This window comes from Amycolatopsis sp. NBC_00438 (genome assembly GCF_036026695.1).
GTDB lineage: Bacteria > Actinomycetota > Actinomycetes > Mycobacteriales > Pseudonocardiaceae > Amycolatopsis.
This window is the reverse complement of the sequence record NZ_CP107923.1, coordinates 4,770,572-4,785,989: the sequence shown is the minus strand read 5'-3', so window position 1 is coordinate 4,785,989 and position 15,418 is coordinate 4,770,572. Positions and strand designations below refer to the sequence as shown.

Annotated in this window: 15 protein-coding genes; 13 read left to right on the top strand and 2 right to left on the bottom strand. The window is 72.2% G+C overall.

Annotated elements, in window-relative coordinates:
- Positions 1-37 precede the first annotated feature (37 nt).
- A complete protein-coding gene (locus OG494_RS20895; RefSeq protein ID WP_328458216.1) occupies positions 38-997 on the top strand; it encodes a helix-turn-helix transcriptional regulator in 960 nt (319 codons plus the stop codon).
- A gap of 4 nt (positions 998-1,001) precedes the next feature.
- Here the strand turns inward: OG494_RS20895 and OG494_RS48405 are convergent, their stop codons facing one another.
- Together OG494_RS48405 and OG494_RS20890 are read right to left on the bottom strand one after the other, a co-directional pair.
- Positions 1,002-1,130 (bottom strand): effector-associated constant component EACC1, encoded by a 129-nt coding sequence (locus OG494_RS48405; protein WP_442874444.1) that lies wholly within the window; start codon positions 1,128-1,130, stop codon positions 1,002-1,004.
- Positions 1,131-1,249: 119 nt separating this feature from the next.
- Positions 1,250-1,927, bottom strand: a complete 678-nt coding sequence (locus OG494_RS20890; protein WP_328458214.1) for a nitroreductase — start codon at positions 1,925-1,927, stop codon at positions 1,250-1,252.
- Positions 1,928-2,015: 88 nt separating this feature from the next.
- On the opposite strand from OG494_RS20890, the gene OG494_RS20885 reads away from it, so the two are divergent.
- From OG494_RS20885 to asnB, 12 genes are all read left to right on the top strand, one after another.
- Complete coding sequence (locus OG494_RS20885; RefSeq protein ID WP_328458212.1) at positions 2,016-2,606, top strand: TetR/AcrR family transcriptional regulator; 591 nt, start codon at positions 2,016-2,018, stop codon at positions 2,604-2,606.
- A 112-nt stretch (positions 2,607-2,718) separates the two neighbouring features.
- The gene (locus OG494_RS20880; protein ID WP_328458210.1) at positions 2,719-3,180 is read left to right on the top strand and encodes a hypothetical protein; all 462 of its coding nucleotides are present in this window, start codon (positions 2,719-2,721) and stop codon (positions 3,178-3,180) included.
- Positions 3,181-3,511: 331 nt separating this feature from the next.
- Positions 3,512-6,553, top strand: a complete 3,042-nt coding sequence (locus OG494_RS20875) for an AfsR/SARP family transcriptional regulator (RefSeq protein ID WP_328458208.1) — start codon at positions 3,512-3,514, stop codon at positions 6,551-6,553.
- Between the two features lie 195 nt (positions 6,554-6,748).
- Complete coding sequence (locus OG494_RS20870) at positions 6,749-7,846, top strand: hypothetical protein (protein ID WP_328458206.1); 1,098 nt, start codon at positions 6,749-6,751, stop codon at positions 7,844-7,846.
- A gap of 59 nt (positions 7,847-7,905) precedes the next feature.
- On the top strand, positions 7,906-8,103 hold the full coding sequence (locus tag OG494_RS20865; RefSeq protein WP_328458204.1) for a hypothetical protein: 198 nt from the start codon (positions 7,906-7,908) through the stop codon (positions 8,101-8,103).
- A gap of 220 nt (positions 8,104-8,323) precedes the next feature.
- Entirely contained in the window at positions 8,324-9,916 is a 1,593-nt protein-coding gene (locus tag OG494_RS20860) for an acyl-CoA carboxylase subunit beta (RefSeq protein WP_328458203.1), read from the top strand.
- The gene (locus tag OG494_RS20855; RefSeq protein ID WP_328458201.1) at positions 9,913-10,119 is read left to right on the top strand and encodes an acyl-CoA carboxylase epsilon subunit; all 207 of its coding nucleotides are present in this window, start codon (positions 9,913-9,915) and stop codon (positions 10,117-10,119) included. Before OG494_RS20860 ends, OG494_RS20855 begins: the two co-directional genes overlap by 4 nt.
- A 28-nt stretch (positions 10,120-10,147) precedes the next feature.
- Entirely contained in the window at positions 10,148-10,924 is a 777-nt protein-coding gene (locus OG494_RS20850) for an AfsR/SARP family transcriptional regulator (RefSeq protein WP_328458199.1), read from the top strand.
- Positions 10,921-11,580 carry a nitroreductase family protein gene (locus OG494_RS20845; protein WP_328458197.1) on the top strand — a complete coding sequence of 220 codons (660 nt, stop codon included), beginning with the start codon at positions 10,921-10,923 and terminating at the stop codon, positions 11,578-11,580. Before OG494_RS20850 ends, OG494_RS20845 begins: the two co-directional genes overlap by 4 nt.
- Before the next feature lie 33 nt (positions 11,581-11,613).
- On the top strand, positions 11,614-13,179 hold the full coding sequence (locus tag OG494_RS20840; protein WP_328458195.1) for an alpha/beta fold hydrolase: 1,566 nt from the start codon (positions 11,614-11,616) through the stop codon (positions 13,177-13,179).
- Complete coding sequence (locus OG494_RS20835; protein ID WP_247051087.1) at positions 13,172-13,438, top strand: acyl carrier protein; 267 nt, start codon at positions 13,172-13,174, stop codon at positions 13,436-13,438. The genes OG494_RS20840 and OG494_RS20835 overlap by 8 nt, the downstream gene beginning before the upstream one ends.
- A 5-nt stretch (positions 13,439-13,443) precedes the next feature.
- Positions 13,444-15,414: an asparagine synthase (glutamine-hydrolyzing) gene (gene asnB / locus OG494_RS20830; protein WP_328458190.1), complete on the top strand. Its 1,971-nt coding sequence runs from the start codon at positions 13,444-13,446 to the stop codon at positions 15,412-15,414.
- Positions 15,415-15,418: the final 4 nt, after the last annotated feature.

Sequence of the window (15,418 nt, the reverse complement as noted above, 5' to 3'; positions counted from 1 at the left end):
CAGGTTGGCTTCCGCAATAGCTGGCACGATCGAGAACATGTTGGAGACCTCGGCCCGTCTGCTCGAACTGCTGTCGTTGCTCCAGCTCAAGCGCGACTGGACGAGCACCGAGCTCGCCGGCCGGCTCGACGTGAGCACCAGGACTGTGCGCGCCGACATCGGCAAGCTGCGGTCGCTCGGGTATCCCGTGGACGCGCGCCGCGGCGTCGCGGGCGGGTACCGGCTGGCCGCCGGGACGGCGATGCCCCCGCTGCTGCTCGACGACGACGAGGCCGTCGCCGTCGCGGTCGGACTGGGTGCGGTCGCGACCCAACGGCTCGGAGTCGAAGAGACATCGCTCACCGCGCTCGCGAAGCTGGAGCAGGTGCTGCCCTCGCGTCTGCGTCGGCGCGTGGAGGCGGTACGCGAGGCGACGAGCGTTGTGCCAGGGGCGGGGCCGCCGCTGGATCTCTCGGTTCTCGGCGCGGTCGCCTCCGCGATCCGCGGCCACGAACGGCTCCGGTTCGGGTACACGAAGCGCGGGGGCGACAAAGAGGCGCGCCACACCGAACCGCAACGGCTGGTCAGCTGGGGAGCGCTCTGGTATCTGCTCGCGTGGGATCTCGACCGTGACGACTGGCGGGTCTTCCGGGTTGACCGCATGGTTCCGCACGCACCGACGGGTGCGCGGTTCCGGCCGCGGGTGATGCCGCGCGACAGTGTCGTCGAGTTCGTCGTCGGACGTATCAGCAAGGGAGCCTGGAACTACCGCGCCCGGGTACTCATGCACGCTCCCGCCGCCACGGTCGCCGCGAAGATCCACATCCCGGTCGACATCGAGGTGGTCGACGAGTTCACGTGCCAAGTCGAGGTGGGTTCCGACGACCCGGACCGGCTCGCGTTGTGGATGACCCAGCTCGACGTCGACATCGAGGTGATCGACGGAGACGAGCTCGCGGTGGCGTTCGAGCGCCTCGCGACGAGGTTGCGCCGCGCGGCGGGCGACGCATCCACGTGAATCTTCAGCGCGAGTGCGATGGCGGTTCGAGCGTTACGGTGGGTGGCAACGGTTTGCGCTGGGTTCGCCAGCCGGCGACCGCAACGACGAGGCTTGAGAGCGCCAATCCGTTGGCGACGACCGTGTTGATCACCTCGAAAGGGCGTCGCGGTAGGAGGGCAGTCCGGAGACGTGCATCCAGGGCGTCGGCCCGGTGCGGGTCACCCACACGGCGAGCGAATGCGTCGACCCCTGTGACCGCGGCAGTCTCCCTCAGCGGTGGAAGCGTGTCGTCTTCTCCAACGGCTCGCGGCCGACGGTGACGGAGTTGATCGACGCCGTCGGGTCGGCGTAGCCGAACGCGATACCGAACAACAGCTTCCCGCCGGTGACGCCGAGCGTCTCGCGCACCGTGTCGGCGTAGAAACTCAGCAGTGCCTGAGGGCAACTGGCCACCCCGTAGGCAGCCATGGCCAGCAGCAGCGTCTGCGCGTACATGCCGACGTCGGCGGTCAACCGCGCGTCGCCGGACTCCGGCGCGTACAGCAGGGCGACGTGGGGCGCGTCGTAGAAGCTGAGGCTCTTGGTGTCGTACGCGGCACGTAGCTCGCGGTCGTCGCGGCCGATACCGAGCGCGTCGTAGACCGCGGCACCGAACGCAGCGCGCCGCCCTTGGTGCACCGGCGAGTAAATGTCGTCGCTGTAGGGGAAATCGACGGTTTGCCGGCCCGCCCGGCCCGCGGCCACGAGTGCTCCGGCGAGGTTGTCCCGCGCGGCTCCGCTGACCACCTCGACCTGCCAGGGCTGCGCGTTGGAGTTCGACGGCGCGGCGCCGGCCAGGTGGAAGACGGCTTCGATCGTCTCGTCCGGGACGGGGTCGGGCAGGAACGCCCGGGTCGCACGCCGGGCGCGGATGAGCTGCTCCGCCATCCCGCTCGTCACTGTGCCCATACTTCCTCCTCAAGTAAACGCAGCCGTTTACCTGGATGACCGTAGCGGACACCCCGCGTCATGTAAACGCTGCCGTATACTTGGTGGCATGAGCGAGGAACCTGCACGCCGAGCCGGCCGGGGCGGCCGGGATCGCGTGGTGACCGCCGCGATCAGCCTGTTCGCGGCGCGCGGCATCACCGCGACCACGATGGAGGACATCGCCGCCCACGCCCCGGTGTCCAAGCGGACCCTGTACGCCCACTTCCCCACCAAGCAGGACCTCGTCCTGGCCCAGCTGGACCACCTCCTGCGGTCCGGCTACTCGCTGCTCGAAACCCTCAGCCGCGACGACCTGCCCCCGCGCGACCGGCTCCTCGCGATGTTCGCGGTGCGACCGTGGCCGGACGGAACCGTCCACGGCTGCCCGTTCATCCACGCCGCGGTCGAGCACCCAGACCCCGCCGACCGCGTGCACGCCTTCGCACGCAAGCAGAAACTCCTCATGCTCACCCTGGTGACCGGCCTGCTGGACGAACTCGGCATCGCCGAGCCGGAACCGCTGGCCGAGCAGCTCGTCACCCTCTCCGACGGCGCCGCCAGCCGCGCGATGGTGCTCAACGACCCCGACTACGGCCGTCACGCCCGCAAGGCCGCCGAAACACTGCTCGACCACGCGCCGCGTCGCCCCGGAAAGTAGACCGCGCTACGGGGCTGCCCGGCGGTGTCAGGCGGGCCTGCCCGGCATTCGCTCATGCCGCTGACCGGTCGTTCGCCCACACGGCCCGGCCACAGGAGACCGCGCGAAGACCTTGCCGATCACGTCCGGCACGTCCGATGGTCCCCAGGCGATCGAATCCACCGCGCAGCACCTCTTCCGGCGACCGGCTCACGTTTCGGGACGGCTGACGTACCCGGCTTTGGAACCGGACGAGCTGAAGTCCTACAGTCTCTTCGCTCGGCGGCCGAGCCCGGAGGAGGTGCGTCGCGCGCCCGGTTCGGTGCTGTGCAACGAGAGCGGGATGGGCCCGATATTCGCTGCACGGTGCTGGGTCTGCGGCCGCAACAGGGAAACCGAAAGCCCGCACGGCCGCCGCGTGAACCTGTCGATTTTCTGCCGGAGTCGCGCACGGGCCTCCGCGGCGGGAAGCACGATCCGCGTTGTCCGTTCGGACAGTCCGGCGGCGACCATACTCGCGACGGTTGCGAAACCCACCGCCCGTGTGGTGGGCGTGAAGGTGCTGCCGGGCCGGGGAAGCGGTGCCTGCGAATGACGTCCTGACCGTGCGGCCGACCGGCGGGCGTGCTCGCGCGGGTTGCCCGTCAGTCTCGTGTTCACTGCCTCCTTTTTCGCGATTCCCTGTGGGAAGATGATCCACAAGGGGAGACGAAGTCTCGGGTTTTGCGCAGGGACCGGCGTGCGAGAATTCGGGTACGTTCGTCCGGGTACGAGGACTGCGGCTTGGCGGGAGCGGCCTCTTTCTCACCCGGAGCCGGTGTCGCGGCGATGGGGATTCGCGCGTGGGCGCACCACATGCCCGTCCGCGGCCGCTCGGGGTGACCGGATGGGAGAGGTGGCTGCGTGGCGACAGGTGTCGACTTCTGATGGGCGGCTCGCCTTCGCGCCAGGAGACGGGGCTGCGCATCAACGTCCTGGGCTCGCTGGAGTGCTGGTCCGGCACGCGCCGGATCCACCTCGGCGGGGCCGTCCAGGAGCGCGTGATGGTCGCCCTGCTGCTCGAGTCCGGGCAGGTGCTCAGCATCTCCCAGCTGGTCGACTCCGTCTGGGACGACGACCCGCCCGCCACCGCGACGCACCAGGTGCGCAAGGCCGTCGCCCGGCTGCGCCAGGTCATCCCGGCCGGCGGCGAGGTCATCGTGACCGAGGGCCCGGGCTACCGCGCCGTCCTGCCCGCGGAGCAGGTCGACCTGAACGTCTTCCTGAACCTGCTGGAGAAGGCCCGGCGGGCGTCGTCGGACCGCAATTGGGACGAAGCCGCCACGCACCTGCAGGGCGCGCTCGCGCTGCGGCGCGGGTCCGTGCTCGCCGGCAGCGGCGGGCCCGCGATCAAGGCCGCGGACGTCGCGCTGCAGGAACGGTACCTGGACGCCGTCGAGCAGCTGACCGACCTGCGCCTCTCGCGCGGTGAGTCCCGGGAGCTGGTCAGCGAGCTGCGGGAGCACGTCGCGGCCCACCCGCTGCGGGAGAAGCTGCGGGCCCAGCTGATGCTCGCCCTGTACCGCTCGGGCCGGCAGGCGGACGCGCTGGAGGAGTACCGGAAGGTCGGCGCGCTGCTGTCGGAGGAGCTGGGGATCTACCCGGGCAGCGACCTGTCGGACCTGTACGAACGCCTGCTGCGCAACGATCCCGCCCTCGAACCACCCCGGGAAGCGCCCGAGCCCGCGCGAGCCGCGGAGCCGCCGGCCGCCGTTGTCGCCCGGACGCTGCCCTACGACCTCGCGGACTTCACCGGCCGCAAGCCCGAGCTGGACGGCCTGCTGAGCCGGCTCGACGCGCCCGCCGACCGCGGGCCGCGGATCGTCGCGATCGACGGCATGGGCGGCGTCGGGAAGACGTCGCTGGCCGTGCGCGCCGCGCACCTGCTCGCCGAGCGCTACCCGGACGGGCAGCTGTACGTCAACCTCCGCGGGTACACCTCCGGCGGGCAGCCGCTGTCGCCCCGCAACGCCGCCGAGGCCCTGCTGGGCATGCTCGGCGTGGAGGCCGACCAGCTGCCCGACGACGCCGAGGCGCGGGCCAGGCTCTGGCGCACGATGACCGCGGAGAGCCGGCTGATCGTCCTGCTGGACAACGCTTTCGACGTCGCCCAGGTCTGGCCGCTGCTGCCGCTCGGCCCCGGCTCGCTCGTGCTCGTCACGAGCCGGACGCGGCTGATCGACCTGGACGGCGCGCACTGGCTCTCGCTCGGCACGATGACGACCGAGGACGGCGTCGCGATGGCCGCCCGGGTGCTGGGCACCCGGCGCGTGGAAGCCGAGGCCGACGCGGCGGCCGAGCTCGTCGCGCTGTGCGGGCACCTGCCGCTGGCGATGCGGATCGCGCTGAGCAGGCTCGGCAACCGCCCGCGGTGGCCGATCGGCTACCTCGTGGACCGGATGAGCGACGAGTCGCGCCGCCTGGACGAGCTCAAGTCCGGCGAGCGCGGGGTGGACCTCACGTTGCGGATCTCCTACGAAGGGCTCGGGCCGCGCCACCGCACCGCGTTCCGCATGCTGGGGGTGCACCCCGGACGTGACATCGATGTCTATTCGTCGGCGGCGCTGCTGGGCCTGTCCCCCCACACCGCGGAGGCCGTGCTCGAGGTGCTGCTGGACGCGCACATGCTGCAGCAGCACGAGATCGGCTACTACACCTTCCACGACCTGGTGCGCAGCTTCGTCAACCAGCTCGACCAGGTCGAGTGCGCGGGCACCGACGCCGGCCAGGTCGCGGCCGGCTACGAGCGGCTGCTCGACTACTTCGTCGACGTCACCGACCACGTCTGCGACCTGCTGTTCCCCGGTCGCGCGCGGTTGCCGGCCGGTACCGGGGAAAGCGATCCCGCGCTGCCGCACCTGCCGACCCGCGAAGCGGCGCGCAAGTGGCTCGACCGGGAGCAGGCGACCCTGCGGGAAGCCGTCGCGCTCGCGCACGGCCGGGGGTTCGACCGGCACGTCGCCCGGCTCGCCCGCAACGTCGTCTTCCAGCTGGACGCGGACGGGCTGTTCGCGGAGTTCGTCGAAATGGCGCAGGTGTCCGTGGTCTCCTCGCGCCGGCTCGGCGACGCCGAACTGCTGCGCCTGAGCCTGTCGAACTCCGCGGTGGCGAACTGGAAGCTCGGCAAGTTCGCCGAAGGGATCGAAGCGGCGTCGGAGGCGCTGGCCATCGCGTCGGACCTGGGCGACCGGCGTGGTGTCGCGAAGGACACCGGCATGCTCGGCCTGCTGCTGTGCACCTGCGGCCGGTTCGACGAGGCGCTCCCGCTGCTGCAGGAGTCCATCCGGATCAAGCGGGAGCTCGGCGCCGGCCGGGCCGAGGCGGAGTCGCTGGTCAACCTCAGCTCCCTGTACGAACAGTGGGGCCGCTACGCCGAAGCGGTCGACACGGCGAAGCGGGCCCTGACGCTGAACCGCGAGCTCGGGGCCCGGGAGAACGAGCTCGTCGCGCTCATCGACCTGTCGCTCGCCCACCTCGGGACGGGTGCGGTCGAAGAGGCCGACGAGCAGCTGCGGGTCGCTCGTGAACTGGGCGAGGACTTCGGCGCGCCCGGCGATGTCGCACTGGTGTACGCGCTGTCGGCCCTGGCCGGGTACCGGCTCGGCCGGGTCGAGCAGGCCCGGCGGTTCGTCGACCTCGGGCTGGCGCACCAGAAGGCGCACTGGACGCCGATCCGGCGGGTCGTCATCGACAACCTGATCGGCCGCCTGCGCCGGCTCGAAGGCGACTACGCCGAGGCGCTCGTGCTGCACGAGCGCGCCCACGCGCTGGCCGCCGGGATCGGCTACCGGATCGAAGAGGCCCGCGCGCTGGTCGGCCTGTCCGACGTCCACGCCGCGCGAGGCGCCGCGGACCAGGCCACGGACTGCCTCGAGCGGGCCGGCGAGATCTTCCGGACCGCCGGGGTCCCGCCCAGAGCCCGCTCCTGACGTCCGCGCGCCGGCGGGAACGAATCGGTATCCGGCGCGGGCAGTGTGGCAGGAGGTACAGCCATGTCACGAGGTGTCGTGGCCGCGGGACGACTTCGGCGGACCGCAGGTCATCGAAGTGCGGGGAGTCGCGATGAGACGGCGGTGGGTGGACGGTCAGGTCGGTGCTCCGGGCCGTGACGAGGACGTGGGGCCATGAGCCCGGCCTCGCGGTTGCTGCTCTGCTTCCCCTCGCTCGCGTTCGCGCGGAAGGCCGTGCGCAGCGGTCTCGACCTCCGGCTGGTCGTCGACGTCGGCCAGCGCGCCCTGTTCGCGCCCTTCGCCGCCGACCGGCTGACGCTGGTGGACGCGCGGGACGAGACCGCCGTGGCCGGTGCCGTCGCCCAGGTGGTGCTGCGGTGCGGCATCACCCACGTGCTGGACGGCGACGGCTTCCCGGCCACCCGCGTGTGCCCCGAGTTCGCCGAGGCCGCGCACGTCCTGGCCGACGACCGCCGGCTGGAAGCGGTGCTCGCGCCGAGCCGGCACCCGATGGTGCGGACCCGGGTGGTCGCCACCGCGGACGAGGTGCCCGGGGCGGTCGCGGAGACCGGCCTGCCCGCGGTGCTCCGCTCGGGCGACGAGGAGACCGTGGTCCGCTCCGGTGCGGCGCTGGCCGGGTGGGCGCGTCGCCACGATCACCCCGGGCCGTTCGCCGTGGGGGAGTTCGTGCCCGGGCCCGAGGTCGTGGTGACGACGTTGACGCACGACGGCATGCACCGCGTCGTGGGCGTCACCGCGCAGCGGGCCGTGGCGCACGGCGTGCGGTACCTGTTCCCGGCGACGGTCGGCGAAGCCGAGGCGAGGGAGGTCCGGGCCACCGTCACGGCCATGCTCGACCTGGTCGGCTACGAGTTCGGGCCCGCCGAGACGTCGGTCGTGCTGTCCGGGCGCGGCCCGCGGATCGTGCGCGCGCGCCCGGGCTTCGGGACCCGCGGGATCGCCCGGCTGATCGAGGTGACGACCGGGTTCGACGTGCAGACCGAGCTGTGCCGCGCGCTGGCCGGGGTGCCGGTCCGCCCGCCGGAGCCGAGGTGGTTCGCCGGCGCGGAGTACCTCCGCCCGCCGAGCGCCGGAGTGCGCGTGCTGGCCGAGGGGGCGACGCCCGAGATCGTCGAAGAGCGCCTCGACGCCGCTCGCCGGCGCGAGCTGACCTGCGGCGATACCGCCGTTCCCGCCCGCTATGTCCGGAATACCGAGGCAGGGGAGGCGAGCGGTATCGAGGACGGACGGAATCGGGAACCGGACCTGTGATCGTCATTCTTGTCGATGGCTCGTGAACGGCTTGTGGATGACAAGAAGGAGTGGTGACCATGCGGAACGGATCGGATGACGCGACGTCGGGGGACACGAAGGCACGGGGGCCCCGGACGGTTCTCCTGGCGCTCGCCATCGTCGCGGCGGGCTTCGGTGTGAGCCAGGCGCACCCGGGAAATGCGCCCGCCGGGCACTCCGTGACCGACGCGGTGGTGTCGGCCGGCGGCGGGTCCGGCGAGGGGCCGAACCGCTAGGTCCCGGGTGACCTCGCGCGCCGGCGGACAGCCGGCCGCGCGCAGAACAATTCCGAATTTCCCATTTTCCGAATTGCCGGTGCAGGTGAGCTGTGTCCGGTGCGGGGTGTTTCTTCCGGCCGAGGAGAACGACGGTGGACGACCAAGTGACCGCGATGCGGTGCTCGCGAACGGGTGCAGTCCCGAGGGGTTGGGAAAGCGTTTTCCCGGGGGCTCGCCGATGACGACGATCGACGGACCCACGACACCTCCGGCGGTACCCCGGGACTTGCGCGCCCTGGTCGGCGAGCTGAACACCGCCCGGCGGCGCGCCGAGGACGGCCCGTCCCCGGACGCGACCCGCGTCCAGCGCGCCAAGGGCAAGCTGACCGTGCGGGACCGGCTGGCGCTGCTGTTCGACGCCGGCTCGTTCCACGAGATCGAGCGGTTCCGGCACCACCGCTCGTCCGGGTTCGGGCTCGAGCACCGCCGCCCCGCGACCGACGGCGTGGTCACCGGCTGGGGCACGGTGTTCGGCCGCACGGTCTTCGCCTACGCCCACGACTTCCGGATCTTCGGCGGCTCGCTGGGGGAGGCGCACGCGGCGAAGATCCAGAAGCTGATGGACATGGCCGGTGCGGCGGGCGCCCCGCTGGTCTCGCTGTCCGACGGCGCCGGCGCCCGCATCCAGGAAGGCGTCACGGCGCTGGCCGGGTACGGCGGGATCTTCGAGCGCAACGTCCGGTTCTCCGGGGTGATCCCGCAGATCAGCGTGATGCTCGGCCCGTGCGCGGGCGGCGCGACCTACTCGCCGGCGTTGACGGACTTCGTGTTCATGGTGCGCGGCATCGCGCAGATGTACATCACCGGCCCGGACGTCGTGCGCTCGGTGACCGGCGAGGAGATCACCCACGAGCAGCTCGGCGGGGCCGCGGTGCACGCGACCGTGTCCGGCGCGAGCGGGTTCGTCCACGACACCGAGGAAGAGTGCCTCGAAGACGTCCGTTACCTGATCTCGTTGCTGCCGGCCAACAACCGCGAGCTGGCACCGTCGGTCGAGCCGTCCGACGCGCCCGACCGGCGCTGCGAGCGGCTGCTGGACCTCGTGCCCGCCGACGTCGCGCAGGCCTACGACATGCGCGCGGTCGTCGAAGAGGTCGTGGACGACGGCGAGCTGTTCGAGGTGCACGCGTCCTGGGCGCGCAACGTGCTCTGCGGCCTGGCCCGGCTGGACGGGCACGTGGTCGGCGTCGTCGCCAACCAGCCCGCGGTGCTGGCCGGGGTGCTGGACATCCCGGCGTCGGAGAAGGCCGCGCGGTTCGTGCAGATGTGCGACGCCTTCAGCATCCCGCTCGTCACCTTGGTCGACGTGCCGGGGTTCCTGCCCGGCAGCGACCAGGAGCACGGCGGCATCATCCGGCACGGCGCGAAGCTGCTCTACGCCTACTGCAACGCCTCGGTGCCCCGCGTGCAGGTCGTCCTGCGCAAGGCGTACGGCGGGGCCTACATCGTGATGGACTCCCGCTCGATCGGCTGCGACCTGTCCTTCGCCTGGCCCACCAACGAAATCGCGGTGATGGGCGCCGAAGGTGCGGCGAACGTGGTGTTCCGCAAGGAGATCAACGCGGCCCTGGACCCGGACGCGGTGCGGGCCAAGCTGATCGAGGAGTACCGGACGAACCTGATGCACGGCTACTACGCGGCCGAGCGCGGACTGGTCGACGACGTGATCGACCCGGCCGACACCCGGCGGATCCTGATCGACGCGCTGGGGACGCTGCGCTCGAAACACGCGCAGCTGCCGCAGCGCAAGCACGGGAACCCGCCGACGTGACCCCGCCCGTGGTGGTCACGCGGGGCGCGCCCGACGACGCGGAGCTGGCGGCCCTGGTCGCGGTGCTCACGGCGCTGCGCCGGGAACCGCCGCCGCCCCCGGTGCGGGCCGCCGCGCCCTGGGGACCCGACGACCGTGCGTACCGGCCGCCGGGCATGTGGAGCTCGGGACGAGCACCCCGCCGCCCCGTTTCGCGCCGGTAGCCCGGCCGAGGAGACCGAGGAGATTCCCATGCTGGAACTCAGCTTGCTCGGACCCCTGCGCGTGGAAAGCCCGCGCGGGGAGGTCCGCACGACGTCCACCAAGATCAGGCAGGTCCTCGCCCTGCTGGCGCTGGAGAGCCCGAGCGCCGTCGGCATCGACCGCATCATCCACGAGCTCTGGCCGCTGCGGCCGCCGAAGTCGGCCGTGGGGACCATCCAGACCTACGTCTACCACCTGCGCAAGCAGCTGGCCGAGCACGTCGGCTGCGGCACCAAGGTGCTCGCCACGGTCAACAACGGCTACCTGCTGGCCCTCGACCCCGGGTCCATCGACGCCCGCCGCTTCGAGCAGGTCGTGCGGGACGGCCGCGCGGTGCTCGACGCCGGTCACGCCGCCGAGGCGTCGCGCAAGATGGACGAGGCCCTCGCCATGTGGCACGGGGCCGCGCTCGCCGACGTGCGCCAGGGACCGTCGCTGGACGCCGAGGCCGTCCGGCTGGAGGGCCTGCGCGAAGCCGCGCTGGAGCTGCGCGTGCAGGCCGACCTCGAGCAGGAGCACCTGCCCGAGGTGATCCCGGAGTTGCAGGCCCTGATCCGCCGCTACCCGCTGCGCGAGCGCTTCCACCACCAGCTCGTCTCCGCGCTCAACCGGGCCGGCCGCCGCGCCGACGCGCTCAGCGCGTACCGGCACACCTGCCGCGTGCTGAACGAGGAGCTCGGGCTCGACCCGTCGGACGAGCTGCGCCGGCTGCACCAGATCGTGCTGACCGGCCAGACCCGCACCCCCGCGCTGGAGGGCCGATGACCACGGCGACCGTCGACACCGCGAGTGTCGACCACGTCCTGAGCACCACTCGCGCGGTCCGCCGCAAGCTCGACCTGGACCGGCCGGTCGAGCCGGCCGTGCTGGAGACGTGCCTGCGGCTCAGTACGTACGCGCCGTCGCCGGGCAACCAGCAGTCCTGGCGCTGGCTGGTCGTCCGGGACGCCGAGCGGCGCGCGCGGCTGGGCGGGCTGTTCCGCGACGTCGGCCGCGACTACCTGGCCGGGGTCCGCGCCCAGCTCGGCGCGGCGGCCGCGGTGCCGGCCGTGCGCCGGATGGTCGGCTCGGTGCAGCACCTGATCGACGTGATCGACCGGGTCCCGGTGTTCGTCGTTCCGTGCGTGCAGGGCGATCGGCCGTCGGGGCACGTCGAGGCGACGTCGTTCTACGGCGGCATCTACCCCGCGGTGTGGAGCTTCCAGCTCGCGCTGCGCTCGCGGGGCCTCGGGACGGTGCTGACGACGTTGCACCTGCAGCGCGAAGCCGAAGCCGCGGAGATCCTCGGCCTGCCGGCGGACGTCACCCAGGTCGGCCTGCTGCCCGTCGCGTACACGACCACCACGGACTTCCGGCGGCCGGCCCGCCAGCCCCTGGAGTCGGTCGCGTTCCTCGACACCTGGGGCAACCCCCTCTCCTGAGCCCTGTCCTGATCCGAGCAGGAGGACGCAGTCATGCCGGTCGCCCACCGCACGAGCGTCGCGCTCTTCCCCGGCCAGGGAACCCAGGCCAAGGGGATGGGAGCGGGCTTGTTCGACCGCTACCCCGAGCACGTCGCCCTGGCCCGCGACGTCCTCGGTTACGACATCGCCCGGCTGTGCCTCGACGACCCCGACGGCCGCCTCGACGACACCCGCTACACCCAGCCCGCGCTCTACGTCGTCAACGCACTGTCCTATTGGGACAGTGTGGACCGCGGCGAACAGGCGGCCGACGTCCTGCTCGGGCACAGCCTCGGCGAGTACAACGCCCTGCTCGCCGCGGGCGCGTTCGACTTCGAGACGGGCCTGAAGCTCGTCGCCCAGCGGGCGGCGCTGATGGCCACCGAACGCGACGGCGCGATGCTGGCCGTGGTCGGGCCGTCCGAGGCGGACCTCACCGAGGTGCTCGTGTTGGAAAACCTGTCCACATTGGACGTCGCGAACCGCAACACCCCGGCGCAGAACGTCCTGTCCGGACCGGCGGCGGACATCGACCGGGCGCGGGAAACGCTGTCGGGGCGCGGGTTCCGGGTGGCGGCGCTGCGTGTCTCGGCCGCGTTCCACTCGCGGTACATGCGTGCGGCCCGGGACGAGTTCGCCGCCTTCCTGCGCGGGTTCCGGTTCGCGCCGCTGGCCAAGACGGTGATCGCCAACGTGACCGCGCGCCCGTACCGCGACGGCGACGTCGCCCGGACGCTCAGCGACCAGATCGCCGGGACCGTGCGCTGGGCGGACAGCGTCCGCGCGGTGCTGCGCCGGCTTCCGGCCGGGAACTTCCGCGAAATCGGCGGGGAAGGAGTGCTGACCCGGATGGTCCGGCAGATCGACACACCCGTCGCGGCGCCGGAGAAACCGCGTCGCGTGTTCACCGTGGCCTACGCCGGGGGCGACGAAAACGCCTACCGCGCGCTGGCTGAGCACACCCGCGACCTGGACGTCGTGGCGCTCGAACGGCCGGGCCGCGGCCGGCGGGTGGCGCAGCCGCTGCTGGCCGACGCCGACGCCGTTGTCGCCGACCTGATGGACCAGCTGCGGGACAACGTCGGCGAGCCGTACGCGCTCTACGGCCACAGCCTCGGCGCGCGGCTGGCGTTCCGGCTGTGCCGGCGGCTGCGGGCCGAGGGCCTGCCCGAGCCGGTGCGGCTCGTCGTGTCGGGGGAGTGCGGGCCGGCGGTGCCGAGCCGCGAACGCGACACCTGGCGCCTCACCGGCGACGCGTTCTGGGCGCACCTCGACGAGCTCGGCGGCGTGCCCGCGCAGCTGCGGCAGTTCGAGGACCTGATGGCGCACTACGAGCGCGTGCTGCGCGCGGACTTCACCGTCCTCGGCCGGTACGTCCACGACGACGAGCCGCCGCTGGACGTGCCGATCACCGTGGTCACCGGCGACCGCGAGCCGTTCAGCGACGCCGAGATCGGCGCGTGGCAGCGCGAAACCACCGAGCCGCTGGAGCGCCACCGGCTGCCCGGCGACCACTTCTTCATCCGCGAGCACTGGGCCGAACTGGCCGATCTGATCGAGGGAGCACCCCATGCCTGACGCGACGTTGACCGCCGAGCTGCAGAGCTACCTGGAGGACGAGGCGCTGTTCCGGTTCGGCGACGAGATCACCGGGGACACCGATCTCTTCAAGGCCGGGGTGCTCGACTCGTTCGGCTACATCTCGCTGATGAACCACGTCCACGAGCGCTACGGCGTCGAACTGGGCGAGGACATGCTCGACTCGGTGCTCGTGTCGCTGCGCGCGATCGTCGAGTTCGTCGAGGCGAGCGCCGTCCCGAGCGCGGACGGCCGGTAACCGGCATGTGCGGAATCGCTGGTGTCTACGGCGGCGAGCGCCCGCCCGGGGACGACCGTGCCCTGATCGCGGGCCTGCTCCGCCAGATCGAGCACCGCGGCCCGGACGAGGCCGGCTGCTACCTCGACGACCGGCTCGTGATGGGCACGGTCCGGCTGAGCATCATCGACCTCGCGAGCGGCTCCCAGCCCGTCGGCAGCGCCGACGGCCGCTGGTGGCTCTGCTACAACGGCGAGCTTTACAACTACCGCGAACTGCGCCGCGAGCTGCAGCGGCTCGGCGCGCGGTTCCGCACCGACTCCGACACCGAGGTCGTGCTGCAGGCCTGGCTGACCTGGGGTCGCGACTGCCTGTCGCGCTTCAACGGCGCCTTCGCCTTCGCCGTCTACGACTCGGTGGCCGACGAACTCACCCTGGTGCGTGACCGCTACGGCAAGCGGCCGCTGTTCGTGGCGCGTCACGAAGGCGCGTGGCTGTTCGCCTCCGAGATGAAGGCGTTCCTGGCCTACCCCGGGTTCCGGTTCTCCTTCGACCCCGAGCACCTCGCGTCGATCTTCGCCACCTGGACGCCGCTGCCCGCGCAGAGCGGCTACCGCGACATCGAGCAGGTGCCGATGGGGGAGTACCTGTGCCTGCGCGGCGACGACGTCGAACGCGGCCGCTGGGCCACCCTCGACCTGGAGCCCGGGCCGGCGCCGGAGTCCGAAGAGGACGCGATCGAGCTGGTCCGCGCCGAGCTGGCGGCCGCGGTCGACGTCCGGCTGCGCAGCGACGTCGAGGTCGGCGTCTACGTCTCGGGCGGGCTCGACTCCTCGATCATCGCGCACCTCGCCGCGGGCCGGCAGGCCGCGCCGCTGCGGACGTTCTCCCTGGAGTTCGAGGACGCCGTCGTCGACGAGTCGGCCGAGCAGGCCGCGCTCACCGGCGAGCTGGGCACCCGCCACCACGCCGTGCGCGTCCGCGACGAGGACGTCGTCCAGGCGTTCCCGGCCGCGGTGAAGCACGCCGAGGTGCCCGCGTTCCGCACCGCGTTCGTCCCGATGTACCTGCTGGCCGAGCAGGTGCAGGCGGCCGGGATCAAGGTGGTGCTCAGCGGCGAGGGCGCCGACGAGGCGTTCCTCGGCTACGGCATCTTCAAGGACGCGCTGCTGCTGGACGCGTGGCACGACCTCGACGAGCAGACCCGGCTCGAGCGGATCGCGCGGATCTACCCGTACCTGCCGCACTTTTCCGGCGAGGGCGCGCCGAAGCGGATGCTGGGGCTGTACCGGCAGTTCACCGAGGAACACCTGCCCGGCCTGTTCTCCCACCAGATGCGCTTCCAGAACGGGCGCTTCGCCGCGCGGCTGCTGCGTGACGCGAGCGCGCCGTTCGACGCGGCCCAGCGGCTGGTCGCCGACGAGCCGGGCTACGCGGATCTCGGCGCGGTGCAGAAGGCGCAGTGGCTGGAGTTCCGCACCCTGCTGGCCGGCTACCTGCTCTCCACCCAGGGCGACCGGATGACGCTCGGGCACGGCGTCGAGAACCGCTGCCCGTTCCTCGACCCGGCGGTCGTGCGGCTGGCCGCGTCGGTCAACCACCGCTTCGGCGACCCGTTCGACGAGAAGTACCTCCTCAAGCGCGCCTACGCGGACGTGCTGCCGGAACGGGTCGTCGCCAAGGGCAAGTTCCCCTACCGCGCCACCGACAGCGCCGCGTTCGTGCGCGCCTGGCCGGACTACCGCGACACCCTGACCGACCAGGCCACGCTCGACGCGATCGGCGTCCTCGACACGCGGTTCGCCCGCGCGCTCGTCGACCGGGTCTTCGACGGCCCCGCCGAACGCATCGGGACCAAGGAGAACCAGGCGTTCACCCTGCTGGCGTCGCTGTTCTGGCTGCACCACTGGTTCGTCCGCGGGCAGGCCCTGGAGCGCGGGCCGCTGCGCGCCGGACTGCGCGTGGTCGACCGCCGGACCAGCGTTCTGCCGGCCTGACCGG